12 protein-coding genes and 1 tRNA gene are annotated in these 13,020 nt (G+C 69.5%); 5 read left to right on the forward strand and 8 right to left on the reverse strand.

Going from position 1 to position 13,020, the window contains the following annotated elements; genetic code table 11:
* Positions 1 to 48 precede the first annotated feature (48 nt).
* The 7 genes from AB0F81_RS36230 to AB0F81_RS36260 all read right to left on the reverse strand — a co-directional run bounded on the left by AB0F81_RS36230 (position 49) and on the right by AB0F81_RS36260 (position 5,758).
* Positions 49 to 885 carry a hypothetical protein gene (locus AB0F81_RS36230; protein WP_360204799.1) on the reverse strand — a complete coding sequence of 279 codons (837 nt, stop codon included), beginning with the start codon at positions 883 to 885 and terminating at the stop codon, positions 49 to 51.
* Positions 886 to 902: 17 nt separating this feature from the next.
* Complete coding sequence (locus AB0F81_RS36235) at positions 903 to 1,406, reverse strand: hypothetical protein (protein ID WP_360204802.1); 504 nt, start codon at positions 1,404 to 1,406, stop codon at positions 903 to 905.
* Complete coding sequence (locus AB0F81_RS36240) at positions 1,403 to 2,362, reverse strand: hypothetical protein (protein ID WP_360204804.1); 960 nt, start codon at positions 2,360 to 2,362, stop codon at positions 1,403 to 1,405. Before AB0F81_RS36240 ends, AB0F81_RS36235 begins: the two co-directional genes overlap by 4 nt.
* A complete protein-coding gene (locus AB0F81_RS36245) occupies positions 2,359 to 2,754 on the reverse strand; it encodes a hypothetical protein (RefSeq protein WP_360204807.1) in 396 nt (131 codons plus the stop codon). Before AB0F81_RS36245 ends, AB0F81_RS36240 begins: the two co-directional genes overlap by 4 nt.
* 126 nt (positions 2,755 to 2,880) lie before the next feature.
* Positions 2,881 to 4,227: an AarF/ABC1/UbiB kinase family protein gene (locus tag AB0F81_RS36250; protein WP_360204810.1), complete on the reverse strand. Its 1,347-nt coding sequence runs from the start codon at positions 4,225 to 4,227 to the stop codon at positions 2,881 to 2,883.
* A gap of 27 nt (positions 4,228 to 4,254) precedes the next feature.
* Entirely contained in the window at positions 4,255 to 5,385 is a 1,131-nt protein-coding gene (locus AB0F81_RS36255; protein WP_360204812.1) for a hypothetical protein, read from the reverse strand.
* Between the two features lie 211 nt (positions 5,386 to 5,596).
* The gene (locus AB0F81_RS36260; RefSeq protein WP_360204814.1) at positions 5,597 to 5,758 is read right to left on the reverse strand and encodes a DUF5679 domain-containing protein; all 162 of its coding nucleotides are present in this window, start codon (positions 5,756 to 5,758) and stop codon (positions 5,597 to 5,599) included.
* A gap of 472 nt (positions 5,759 to 6,230) precedes the next feature.
* On the opposite strand from AB0F81_RS36260, the gene AB0F81_RS36265 reads away from it, so the two are divergent.
* Entirely contained in the window at positions 6,231 to 6,764 is a 534-nt protein-coding gene (locus AB0F81_RS36265; protein ID WP_360204816.1) for a M48 family metallopeptidase, read from the forward strand.
* A gap of 75 nt (positions 6,765 to 6,839) precedes the next feature.
* Positions 6,840 to 7,436, forward strand: a complete 597-nt coding sequence (locus AB0F81_RS36270) for a hypothetical protein (RefSeq protein ID WP_360204819.1) — start codon at positions 6,840 to 6,842, stop codon at positions 7,434 to 7,436.
* Here the strand turns inward: AB0F81_RS36270 and AB0F81_RS36275 are convergent.
* A complete protein-coding gene (locus AB0F81_RS36275; protein WP_360204822.1) occupies positions 7,433 to 8,668 on the reverse strand; it encodes a zinc-dependent metalloprotease in 1,236 nt (411 codons plus the stop codon). The two genes, AB0F81_RS36270 and AB0F81_RS36275, sit on opposite strands and share 4 nt — an antisense overlap.
* A gap of 90 nt (positions 8,669 to 8,758) precedes the next feature.
* Here AB0F81_RS36275 and AB0F81_RS36280 point away from each other — a divergent pair, with 90 nt between their 5' ends.
* The 3 genes from AB0F81_RS36280 to AB0F81_RS36290 all read left to right on the forward strand — a co-directional run bounded on the left by AB0F81_RS36280 (position 8,759) and on the right by AB0F81_RS36290 (position 12,970).
* On the forward strand, positions 8,759 to 9,787 hold the full coding sequence (locus AB0F81_RS36280; protein ID WP_360204825.1) for a PDZ domain-containing protein: 1,029 nt from the start codon (positions 8,759 to 8,761) through the stop codon (positions 9,785 to 9,787).
* Positions 9,788 to 9,852: 65 nt separating this feature from the next.
* Complete coding sequence (locus AB0F81_RS36285; protein WP_360204828.1) at positions 9,853 to 12,834, forward strand: UPF0182 family protein; 2,982 nt, start codon at positions 9,853 to 9,855, stop codon at positions 12,832 to 12,834.
* Between the two features lie 62 nt (positions 12,835 to 12,896).
* A tRNA-Met gene (locus AB0F81_RS36290) sits at positions 12,897 to 12,970 on the forward strand.
* Positions 12,971 to 13,020 lie beyond the last annotated feature (50 nt).

A 13,020-nucleotide genomic window follows, 5' to 3' on the forward strand; every position in this document is an offset into this window, starting at 1 on the left:
GGCCCGTCCGCTTCCGCGGACGGGCCCATTCCTGTCGGTTGAGGACGGTCAGTTGACCGGGACACCTGACGCGACCGGCGTGAACGGCCGGTCGAAGTCGCAGTAGACCGTCACCGATGTGCGATCGAGATCCGCGTCGGCCGGGATGCCCAACTGAACCGTGCTGGCGGTCAATGCAGTGCTATGGCCGGGATCACAGGAGCTGAGTTGCGGCTCGTTGTTGAGGGCGCCGCCGATCAGCTTGCCGGCGCTGTCCCGGAAGACCATCGAGGTGCCCCGTGATTTCATCTCCGCGCAGTTGGTGGAGGTGGCGGTGTAGGAGACGGAGCCGGAACCCTCGGGATCCCGCTTGCCGCTACCCGGAACGACCGCGGTCGCGATCGCACCCAGCCCCTGCTCGCCGTGAGCGGGATCCAGCCACTGTGTCACCACGAAAGTGACGGCGATCGACGCGACCCTGCCTCGGTCAGCGCCCTGCTCGACGGCCAGCGCGTTGCCGACGGTGATGCTCGCCCCCGGCCCCAGGACCGGCACCACCTGGGTCTTGAACAGTTGATGGTCCGCCCAGATCAGCGTGCGGCCTCGCGCGTCCAGGGCGTCGATCGTCACGAGTGTGCGATAGGCGACCCGCTCGGTGGCGTTTCGCAGCACCGCACCGGAACTCACCCAGGGCCGGTCGGCGCCGACCAGGCTGAAGCCTTTCTCGACGACCTCGAGGCCGGCCACGTCACCGTTCGGCGTCGCTGACGGCGGGGCGGTCAGCCGGCATGCGGAATCCGACGCTTCGGTCCGATCGGAGTCGCGACGGAGCAGCAGGACGCCGGCTCCGACGAGCACGAGAGCCAGAGCCGCCGCGATCAGCCACCACGTTCTGCGTTGCGTCATCGTGCCGGCCCCTTTCTTCAGGCGTAGATCTCACCCTTGAGACGGGCGATCTTCCGGTACTGGTCGCGGATCAGCTCCGCGCCGGCCTGCTCCACCATGGCCGCGAACTCGTGCTCGTCACAGGTGTGGATGGTGCCCGGGATCACATCGACTGTCCACGATCGCATCCCACTGACCCGGATGGTGACCCGCCCGTTCTCGGAGCGGCCCTCCGCGACCAGGGCGTTCCGCCCTTCCCGGTAGGCGTCCGCCCGGGTGCCGAGAGCCCGGTCCTCGCCGGTCAGATACTCACCGGACTCGGCGCCGAGAATCCGCCAGTACTCCCGGGTCCGGGCCACCCACAGCCGGCCGGCCAGGGCGGTCAGTTTGCGGGTCACCTCGTCGTCGGTGCTGCGGTCGTACCAGCCCCGCGCGAACGTCAGCCGGAGAGCGGAACGCCCGTGCAACTCGGCGGTCATCGCACCGTCCGGTGTGGTGGCGCGTACCCGCAGGTCATCGAGTTGCTCGCGCAGGCTGGTCACGGGGCTTCCCCCAGTCCGTTCTGAGTGGTGACGCCGGCAGCGCTCTGGTCCGCCAGCACCGGGCGAGGCGAGACGAAAAGGGACCGGTTGGCCGCCAGCGAGGCCGCGGACGAGCGCATCGCCTCGGCGATCTCGCCTTCCTTCCGGTTGACCACCTCGGCCAGCGTGGTGAGTGCCGCCTGGACCTGGCGGAGGATGTCCTGCGGACTCTGCCCGTCGAACTCGACCTTCGGATCGTCCTCCCGGGGAACCCCACCGAGCGCCTGGGCGGTCGCGCCGGCGACGGTCAGGGCGACCGCCGCTCCGGTGCCGGCGGTCGCCAGGGCGGCCGCGACGGCGAACACCGACGACGCCACGGTGAGCAGGCAGACCTGTGTCTTGGTGCCGCACTCCTCCATCACCTCCAAGGCATTGATCGCCTTGTGCGCGATGTCGTCGACGTTCTTGCGGCACTCCTCCCACAACGCCTGCTCCGCGCGGAGCGCACCGGCCAGGGTGGCCACCAGGTTGAACTGGTTCGTGGCAACGGCCGGCCACGGTTGCAGGAATCGCGTCTTGAACTCCTCGGCGGCGAAACCGTGCCAGGGCGCCAGCGTCACCGGCACCTCGTCCATCAGATTCATCACCGGATTCGCGTGGACCTGTTCCTTGGTGACCGGATCCGTTGATCCCTGCGGGCTCCGGGACAGGCTGAACTTCGCCTTGCGCATCACCTGGCAGATGTTCTCCAGCGCCGCCGGATCGGGCATGTGCAGGAACGGCATGAACATCTCGGCGGTGTCGGCGAACTCCTGCTGGGTGATCTGCACGATCTGTTGAGCGCCGAGTGCGGTGAGATCGCTGGGTGCTCGGATCTCGCCGTTACCCAGGTCGGCCCAGCCCTTCTGCTTGAGCGACTCCTGAACGGCCAGCTGCTCGATGCGGGCGGCATGTTGCGCCAGTTCCGCGTAACTCATCCCGCCAGCCCTGCTTGTCTCTGGTCCTCGGCCAGCTTCTGCGCCCGGACGACGTCGGGCTTGAGCTCTTCGAACTTTCTGCGGGCCACATCGTCGGTCTCCTGGTACTCCGATGAGGCGAGCACCAGAATCTGGCCGGTGGCCTCCAGGCTTTCCCCGGTCTCCTGCAGGATTCGGATGGTTTCGTCGGCGAGGGACGTCCAGGCGTCGAGCAACGGTCCATAAGGGCCGCCGAGCTTGCTGTCACGCCACAACGCGGAGAGTCCGCTCTCTGCCGTGACGAGGTGGCGGACGGTCAGACGAAGATGTTCGCCCAGCGGCTGAAGCTGGTACGTTCCCGCTTTCCACAGCTCCAGGCAGTCGACACCGAGTTCCTCACCGGTGGCTCCCATGACCGTCCTCCCCGAACATCGGACACCGCTCGGCTCGCGCGATGTCCTTTCCATTCGGGTACGCCTACCGGACCGCTCCCGTTCATCGTGGCGGGAGAACGGCATACCGGAACGTCGATGGGCGGGTCAGGAGTCAGGGGCGAAGCCGGGGAGCCAGTCGATGAGGATCTCGCGGTAGGCGGCTTCGGCCTCCAGCTGGCAGAGCACACCGATGGAACCCAGGGTGACCCGGTGGATCAGCAGGTAGGACGGGGGCAGGTTGAGCTTGCGGCTCAACTGGTAGGCGGGTGACCGCGGGCTCCCCAGCCGGGTCGCCTCCGCGCGCAGCCAGGTGCGGGTGAAGCGAAAGCGGTCCACCGCGACCGGCTCGATCATCGGGCGCAGGAAGGTGAGGACCGCCTCCGCGTCGATCTCGTCGTCGGGCTTGATGAACTTCTCCTCGCGCAGGCCGTCGACCACCGCCTGGGCGTCGCCCTCCAGGGCGAGCCGCACCAGCCGGCCGATCGGCTCCGGGTGACCCTCGGGGAGCCGGGCGACCGCACCGAAATCGATCACGCCGAGGCGGCCGTCGGGGAGGATCCGGAAGTTGCCGGGGTGCGGGTCGGCGTGCAGCAGACCGGCCCGGGCCGGCGCCGAGAAGTGCAGGATCGCCATCAGCCGGCCGGCCTCGTCGCGTTCCTCGGGGGTGCCGTCGGTGATCACGCCGGCCAGCGGGGTGCCGTCGACCCACTCGGTGACCAGGACCTGCGGCGCCGAGGCCACCACGCGGGGCACGAAGATCTCCGGATCGTCGTGGTACGCCTCGGCGAAGGCGCGCTGGGTCTGCGCCTCCATCTCGTAGTCGAGCTCCTCGGTGACCCGGTCCCGCAGCTCGGCCAGCAGCGGCTTCACGTCGATGCCCGGCTGGATGATCTTGAACATGCCGGCCAGGCGGCCGAGCTGTTTCAGATCGGCGATCAGGGCGTCACCGGCGCCCGGGTACTGCACCTTCACCGCGACCGGCAGCAGTTTGGGTTTCGCGTTGCGCCGGGCCGGCGGCAGTTTCCACACGGCGCGGTGCACCTGGCCGATGCTGGCGGCCGCTGCCGGGCTGTCGTCGAACTCGGCGAAGTTGTCCCGCCAGTCCGGGCCGAGCTGCTCGGCGAGCGCCTTGTGCACGTTCGCCACCGGCATCGGCGGCGCCGCCTCCTGCAGCTTGGTCAGCGCCTGCCGGTAGGGGCCGGCCATCTCGTCCGGCAGCGCCGCCTCGAAGACCGAGAGGGCCTGGCCGAATTTCATCGCGCCGCCCTTGAGCTGGCCCAGGACGCTGAAGAGCTGCTCGGCGGTGCGCTGCTGGATGTCCGCCGAGATGACGTCGGAGGCGATCCCGACGGCTCTCTTGCCCAGCCCCAGGGCGGTGCGCCCGGCGAAGCCGAGTGGCAGGGCAGCGAGTTTGGCCGTCCGCGCGGCCGCACGCCGCGGTATGTCCGTCACCAGATCATTGTTACTGACGCCGGGCGGTTACTCTGCCCGTCGCTTGGTGGTTTGGTGCTTATGCGGTGAAGGTCCGGTGAAGGTCGGCACCCGGCGCCGACGTTGGCACTCACAGGCCGGATGCGGCGGCCAGGAGCGGCGGCGGAACCGGCCCGGCGCGGTGATCTCCATCGCCGAGCCGAGCGTCTCCGGGGTCCGCCCGTCCAGGAAGGCGAGGACCTCGGCGGTCGCATAGGCCGTGGCGGCCAGCAGGGTGGCGACGGCACACGGCTCGACGGCGTCCGGGTTCGCCGGGGCGAGCGCGCCCGGCCAGCCGGCGTCCCGCTCCCGGCGGTGCAGGTCGAGGCAGTTGAGGCACGGGGTGCCGCCGCCCGGGACCAGCGGCCCGATCACCGCCGTGCCGTCGCGGACGGCCACCGCCAGGTGCGGCTGGCGCCGGGCGGCGTGACCGGTGGCGATCAGGGTGGTCGGCTCGTCGTGGGCGAGCTGGACGACGAGGGAGGCGGGCATCCGCCGCGCCCCGTGGGTGTCGGTGCCGGGTGCGGCCCGCTCGATGGCCGCGGTGACGGCGGCGCGGCGCGGACTGCCCACGTCGGCGGGCTCGAGCGGCGCCCCGGCCAGCTCGTCCGGCCCGACCGTGCCGGCGAGATCCGGATGCACATGGCCGACCCCGGACTCGGCGAGGGCGACCGCGATGGTGGCGCCGAGCCGGCCACGGCCGCTGAGCACGACGCGGGCGGCGTGCCGGCGCCGGAAGACCCGGGCCGGGGAGGGATCGGTGCGGGCGCCGCTGGTGGTCTGCGCGGCGGCGTCCAGCGCCAGGGCGGCGGCCTCGCCGGAGAGCCGGTGGCGGGTGGCCGCGGGCAGGGTGGCCGGCAGCAGCGACGACGAGGGCAGCACGAGCCCCGCTCGGTGCAGGAGGTCGAGAACGGCCCGCGCCTCGTCCGGTGGGACGCCGAGCTCGGCGGCGCGCAGCAGGACGCTCCGCTCCGGCCGGCGGCCGTCGAGCAGATCCAGGACCTGGGCAGTGCGGCGGTCGGGCAGCTGGAGCACCACGGCATGGGCCGGGTCGAGCCCGAGCTGCAGCTCACCGGGGCTGCGCCAGATGCGCGGCAACCCCGGGATCAGGGTGGGCCGGGGCAACGGGGTCCGAGTCATGAGTGACAGGGTGTCACCGAGGCGCTGCGGAGCGATGTGGTTATCCACAGGCATCCGCCACCCTGAACCGGGTTGTCCACAGCTTCGGGGAAGTTATCCACAGGCGGGTGTGGCGTTCCCGTTGACTCAACGTGTTCGGGTGAACACGGTTACGGCAGTAACCGAGAAGTGCCGGGGAGGACGACCGTGGCCGGCCTCCCCGGGCACGAACTCACGCCTTGGCCTTGCCCAGGATTCGGTTCATCGTCGTCCCGCAGACCGGGCACTTGCCCTTGGCCATGTTCATGCCGGTCTTCGAGACCTCCACGTTGCCCTGGAAGTCACGCTTCTCCTTGCACTTGACGCAGTAGCCGTTGTACGTGTTGTCGGCCACGGTTCCTCCTAGTCGTTCTGGTCGGCCGCTCGGCCCGGTGCCTCGTTCGCGGCGACGGGCGCGAACCTGTCTGCGGCGCTGGACCGCTTCGCGGCCACGCGGATGTGGCCACCCGTCCGGGGCGGTCACTTACCCAGGTCAGGCCGGTTCCATGTCAACGCAGCGTCGGCGGTCTCGCCGACGAAGCGAGTGTGCCGGTACGAACTATCCTTTTCCGCCAGGTTTGCCGGGACACGCCGATGAATCCCTTCAGATAGGCATAAAAAGGACAGCTAACCCGTTTGGGCACTGCGTCGACGATGGTCTAGGTTGACGGATGTCTCCGATGTTGCCGGTGAGGAAAATTTTTTCGGGTATATCCGGTCGAAGTGCGCATTTTCCGTGACAGTCATTGGCCGTACTCTTGCGGTGACCAGGGGCATCCGGATTAGCGTCTCAACGTGAACCCGAATCTGGGCCGCGCGAGCCGGTAATGGCTGCCCGCGTGCGCAAGCCTGTCGTGGAAGTGCGGCGCAGCCAGCGCCGGCGACGGACGGTGTCCGCGTATCGCGACGGTGAGCGCGTCGTCGTGCTCATACCGGATCGCTTCTCCCGCGCCGAGGAGACCGAGTGGGTCGAGCGGATGCTCGCCCGGCTCGCCGCCCGCGAGGAGCGGCTCCGGTGCACCGACGCTGAGCTGCTGGCCCGCGCCCGCCGGCTGATCAGCCGCTACCTGGCCGACTACGCCGACGAGGTGGTCCCGGCCAGCGTTCGCTGGGTGACCAACCAGAACGGCCGCTGGGGGTCCTGTACGCCCGATGACGGCACGATCCGGATCTCGCACCGCATCCAGGAGATGCCCGACTGGGTCGTCGACTACGTGCTCCTGCACGAGCTGGCCCACCTGGTCGTGCCGAGCCACAACGCCCGCTTCTGGGACCTGGTGAACCGTTTCCCCAAGGCCGAGCGGGCCCGCGGTTACCTGGAGGGCGTCTCCGCTGTGTTCATGGCTTCGCCTTCGGTTTAGCGGCACAGCGCCCTGGACGCCGGCGGGCGCCATGCGTGCCGGGTTGCGCTCCGGGCCTGTCGGTAAGGTGGCCTGGTGACGCGGCGCGTGGTGGTGGCGATGCTGGTGCCGGTGACGTGGAGCCCACCCGGCGTCGACCTGCGCGCCTGGCGAGCCGCCATGGCGGAGGACGTGGTCGACCTGCTGGCCCGCCTGGCGCAGGCGGAGGCGGCGATCGCCACCACGCCCGGTGACCGTGCCCTGGCCGACGAGATCGCCTGGCCGGGCACCCGGATCTACGAGATTCCCGAGCCGACCGTGCTGCCCGTGCTCACGGCCGCCGCTGCGGACGGGTTCGACCAGGCCGCCGTGATCGCGGCGGACGCTCCCGACGTACCCGGAATGACCCTGGGGAAGCTGCTGCGCCCGCTGGACAGCAAAGCTGTCGCCGTCGCGCCGGGCGGAGCCGGCGGCGGCCTCTTCGGCGTCGCCACCGGCCTGCCGGCGCCGGACTGGCTCGTCGACCACGACCTGGACAGCGCCTCGCCCCAGCTGCTGCGCAGAACGGCGCCCGCGCCGGGGGACGTCACGTCCACCCCGCACTGGCGCCGTCTGCGCGGACCGGCCGACCTGGCGACGCTGGACGTCGCCCTGGAGGGCTGGGAGAACACCCGGGCCCTGCTCGGCGGTTAGTCCTCTTTCGGGCCGTCCTCCAGGCCGTCCAGCTCACTGATGTCCCAGTCGGACCGGCTGCGGGCGAACGTCGCCGGGTCGGCGAAGTCGTCGTCGGTCGGCAGCAGGTCGGGGTGGTCCCAGAGCGCGTCGCGCCCGGCGATGCCCCGGTGCTCGGTGACCGCGGTCCACAGCGCGCCGGCCTCGCGCAGCCGGCGCGGCCGCAGCTCCAGGCCGACCAGCGCGGCGAAGGTCTGCTCGGCCGGCCCACCGGCGGCCCGGCGGCGGCGGAACGCCTCGCCGAGCGCGGACACCGAGGGCAGCCGGTCGCCGGCGGCGGCGTCGACCACGTGCCCGACCCAGCCCTCGACCAGCGCGAGCGCGGTTTCCAGGCGGGCCAGGCTGGCCTTCTGCTGCGGCGTGTCCTCGGGGGTGAAGATCCCCTCCAGGGCCATCGCCTGCATCGACTCGGGATCGGTCGGGTCGACTCGGCTCATCGCCTCCTCGATCGCCTCCCGGTTCACGGTGATGCCGGTGGCGTAGGTCTCGACGGCGCTCAGCACGTGCGCGCGCAGCCACGGGACGTGCCCGAAGAGCCGCTGGTGGGCCGCTTCACGCAGCGCGACATAGAGCCGGACCTGGTCCTCCGGGAGCTCGAGCCCCGACCCGTACGCCTTGATGTTGGCCGGGATGAGCGCCGCGGTGCCCGCGGGACCCAGCGGGAGGCCGATGTCGCCGGCGGAGAGAACCTCCGCGGCGAGCTGGCCGAAGGCCTGCCCGAGCTGGCCGCCGAAGAGCGCGCCGCCGAGCGTGGCGACCATCGAGGCCATCGGGCCGAGCTGGGCGCGAGCCTCCTCGGGCACCAGGTCGCCCATGGCGCCCACCATGCGGCCGGCGATCGGCTCACACAGCTTCTTCCACACGTCGAGGGTGTTGTAGATCCACTCGTTGCGGTTCCACGCGACGGCCTTGTGTATGCCGGTCGGGAGCGCGGTGACCGGGTCGAGCCACAGGTCGGCGAGTCGCAGTGCCTCCTCGACCTGGTGGCGTTCCAGCATGTTCACCGCCGGGTCGCCGGTCGCGGAGAGCTGGCTGGCGGCGACCTGCCGGGCCAGGTCCCAGTTGACCGGGCCACTGCCGGGTGCGGCGAACATCTGCTGCAGCTGCGCCATGAACTGCTGCATCTGCTGCGGGTCGGAGGGGTCGGGCGGCTGAGCGCCCGGCAGGGAGAAGCCGAACGGGATATCAGGCACGACCCCCACGGTACGCGCGAAATGCCCGCAGCGGACTGAGGGAGGTATCAGCTCAGAGAGAACTCAGACTGGGTGGGTACGCTCACGCGCATGAGACGTCGTGGTGTCACCGTCATCCTCGGCGCCCTGATCACCGCTCTCCTGGCAGCCGGTGTCATGGTCGCACCCCTGCCGTATGTGGTTCTCAAGCCCGGGCCCACGGTCAACACCCTCGGCTCGGACAACGGCACCGAAGTGATCCAGATCAAGAAGGGTGACACCTCGACCTCGAAAGGCCAGCTCCGCCTGACCACTGTCAACGTGCAGTCCCAGGTGGAGCTGGTGTGGGCCATCCGCGGCTGGCTCAGCGGCGAGGAGGCGGTCGTCCCGCGCGAGCTGATCTACCCCCCGGACCAGAGCGAGAAGCAGGTCCAGGAGCAGAACGCGCAGGAGTGGAAGCAGTCGCAGACCAGCGCCGAGACCGTGGCGCTGCGAGAGCTGGGCTATCCGGTGCTGACCTACGTGTTCGAGGTCACGCCGGGCGGCGCGGCTGACGGCGCGCTGCGGGCCGAGGACGTGATCACCGCGATCGACGGCACCGCGATCACCCGTCCGGCGCAGGTCACCGAGCTGGTCCGGGCGAAACCGGCCGGAAGCACGCTGACCGTCGCCTACGAGCGGGGCGGCAAGGCGGGCTCGGCGCGGATCACCACGAAGGCCGCCAGTGACGACGACACCCCCCGTCTCGGCATCGAGATCCGTACCAAGCAGCCGAACCCGTTCGACATCGAGATCGACCTCGACAAGATCGGTGGCCCGAGCGCCGGACTGATGTTCAGCCTCGGCATCATCGACAAGCTCAAGCCGGAGGATCTGACCGGCGGAAAGATCATCGCGGGGACCGGCACCATCGACGACGACGGCAACGTCGGCGCGATCGGTGGCATCCCGCAGAAGCTGGTGGGCGCCAAGGAGGCCGGCGCTCAGCTCTTCCTGGTACCCAAGGACAACTGCGCGGAGGCGTTGCGCAACGCGGTGCCCGGCCTGCCCATGGCCGAGGTGGCCACCGTGGACGACGCGCTCACCGCGCTCGAGACCTTCACCGCCGGCGGGACTCCAAAGCCCTGCTCGGCTCGATGATGCCCGCGAAGCTGGATGCGACATCGTAAGGTGAAACACCGGCCAGATGAAGTGTGGAGCCAACGTTGGTCATGCGTAACAGTCCTCTACCGAGGATGAGCCGGCGCGGTCGCGTGACCGTCGGCGTCCTGGTCGGGGTCTTCATTCTTTTTACTCTGCTCGGCTGGGGCATCGATGCCTACACCGACTATCTGTGGTTCGACGAGGTTGAGAAGACGACCGTCTTCTCCAGCGTGCTGCTCACCAAGGTGACCCTGTTCCTGGTGATCGGCGCCCTGATGACCCTCGTGGTGGCGGGAAACCTCTACCTGGCGTACCGGTTGCGGCCACTGCTGCGCCCACACTCGGCCGAACAGGCCACCCTGGAGCGCTACCGGATGATCCTGGCGCCGCGGCTCGGCACCTGGATCGCCGTGGTCAGCCTGATCATCGGGTTCTTCGCCGGTCTCTCCGCGCAGGCGCGCTGGAGCGACTGGATGCTGTTCCGCAACGGCGGCAGCTTCGGCGTCGAGGACCCGCAGTTCAAGGTGGATGTCTCTTTCTACATCTTCGAGTACCCACTGCTGCGCTACCTGCTCGGCGTCGGCTTCACCGCGGTGGTGCTGTCCGTGCTGGGCTCGCTGGCGGTGCACTACATCTTCGGCGGCGTGCGCCTGCAGGGCGTCGGTGACCGGATGACCACCGCCGCCCGGGCCCACCTGACCTCGCTCGTCGCGGCCTTCGTGCTGCTCAAGGCGGTGGCCTACGTGCTGGACCGCCGGGCGCTGCTGCTCGAGCAGCACGTCTCCCCGGGGCTGTACGGCGCCGGCTACACCGACGTGAACGCGCTGCTGCCGGCCAAGGAGATCCTCGCCTACATCTCGGTGGTGGTGGCGATCGCGATCATCGTGTTCTCCAACGCGGTGATGCGGAACCTGGTCTGGCCCGGCGTCTCGCTGGCCCTGCTGGCGATCTCGGCCGTGGCGATCGGCGGCATCTACCCCCTCGCCGTGCAGAACTTCCAGGTCAAGCCCAGCCTGTTCGACAAGGAGCAGGAGTACATCCAGCGCTCCATCGACTCCACCCGCGATGCCTTCGGACTGGCGAATACCGAGGTCAGTCAATACCGGGTGAGCAGCGGCAGCCCGACGGCCGCGCTGGCCAGCGACACCAGCGCGCAGAACGTGCGGCTGATCGACCCGCAGCTGGTCTCCCAGGCGTTCACCCAGTCGCAGCAGTCCCGGGGCTTCTACGACTTCGGTGAGAAGCTCGACGTCGACCGGTACACGATCGACGGCAAGACCCAGGACTACGTGGTCGGCGCCCGGGAGATCAACGACGACAAGCTGACCGCCCAGCAGCGCAACTGGCTCAACCGGCACACCGTCTACACCCACGGCTACGGCCTGGTGGCGGCGCCGGCCAACCAGGTGTGCGGCACCGGCCTGCCGTACTTCGTCTCCGGCTTCCTCGGCGCCGAAGCCCGGACCGGCAACAACTGTTCCGCTTCCACCGACCTGATCAAGGCGGACCAGCCGCGGATCTACTACGGCGAGCAGTCCACCGAGTACGTGATCGTCGGTCAGACCGACCCGAACAAGAAGGTCGAGTTCGACCGGCCGCAGGAGCAGAACACCGACGCCTCGGAGCTGTACACCTACGAGGGCAAGGGCGGCGTCGAGATCGGCTCGTTCTTCCGCCGGGCGGTCTTCGCGATCAAGAACACCGAGAGCAACTTCCTGCTCTCCGACGCGGTCAACGACAACTCCCGCCTGATGTACATCCGTAACCCGCGCGACCGCGTCGAGAAGGTGGCGCCGTTCCTCACCATCGACGGCGACCCGTACCCGGCCGTGGTGAACGGGAAGATCACCTGGATCCTGGACGGTTACACGACCGCGCAGACGTACCCGTACGCCCAGAAGATCAACCTGGCCACCGAGACCCGGGACGAACTGACCGGGCAGGGCTCGTTCGCACTGGCCCGCGACGACGTCAACTACATGCGCAACTCGGTGAAGGCGACCGTCGACGCGTACGACGGAACCGTCACCCTCTACGAGTTCGACGAGCAGGACCCGGTGCTCAAGGCCTGGAACAAGGCGTTCGGTGGCGACCTGGTGGTGCCCAAGGCGCAGATCCCGGCCGAACTGGCCGCCCACTTCCGCTACCCGGCCGACCTGTTCAAGGTGCAGCGCAACCTGCTGACCAAGTTCCACGTCACCGACCCGCGGACGTTCTTCTCCGGTGACGACTTCTGGCAGGTGCCGAACGCGCCCGACGCCCCGCAGACCGGCGTCAAACAACCGCCGTTCTACCTCAACGTCAAACTGCCGGAACAGCAGGAGACCCGCTTCCAGCTGACCGCGGGCGTGACCCCGGCCAACCGGGAGAACATGTCGGCGCTGATCTCCGCGTCGTACGTCGACGGGCAACCCAAGATCGAAGTCCTGGAGCTACCCGACGACACGGCGGTTCCCGGCCCGGTCCAGGTGCACCAGCGGATGGTCAACAACTACAACATCTCGCAGCAGCTGGCCCTGCTCACCCGCGGCGGGCAGGCGTCCGTCCTCTACGGCAACCTCATCTCGCTGCCGCTGGGCAACGACATCCTGTACGTCGAACCCGTCTACGTGAAGAGCAGCCAGGCCGGCGCGGCGCCACTGCTGCAGAAGGTGCTGATGTCGTACGGCGACGGCGGCACCTACGTCGTGCTCGAGGACAACCTCACCGAGGGCCTGAAAGCCCTCGTCGAGCTCGGCAAGACCGCCGGGACGCCGAACACCGGCAACAACACCGAGAACCCCGGCACCACGCCGACCACCCCGACAGCGCCGCCCGGCACGGTCAGCCCCGAGCTGACCCAGGCCGCCGCGGAGGTCGACAAGGCCATCGAGGACCTGCGCGCAGCCCAGGTCGCCGGTGACTTCGTCAAGCAGGGTGAGGCCCTCAAGGCGCTCGACGACGCGATGACCCGCTTCCAGAACGCCCAGAAGACCGCGGCGGGCACGCCGGCCAGCGCGGCACCGTCGGCGCCGGTCAGTCCCGCCCCCAGCGCGGGAGGGTGACGTAACGCTCCGGGGGCCGTTTTGCGGCCCCCGGAGCCGGTGCGCTAGTGTTAACGAGCCGACGCGGGGTGGAGCAGCTCGGTAGCTCGCTGGGCTCATAACCCAGAGGTCGCAGGTTCAAATCCTGTCCCCGCTACGAGTCCTAGAGGCCGCAATTGCGCAAAAATCGCGGGCATGGGGGCGCTT

Origin of the sequence: Actinoplanes sp. NPDC024001, from assembly GCF_040638955.1 — a bacterium.
GTDB lineage: Bacteria > Actinomycetota > Actinomycetes > Mycobacteriales > Micromonosporaceae > Actinoplanes.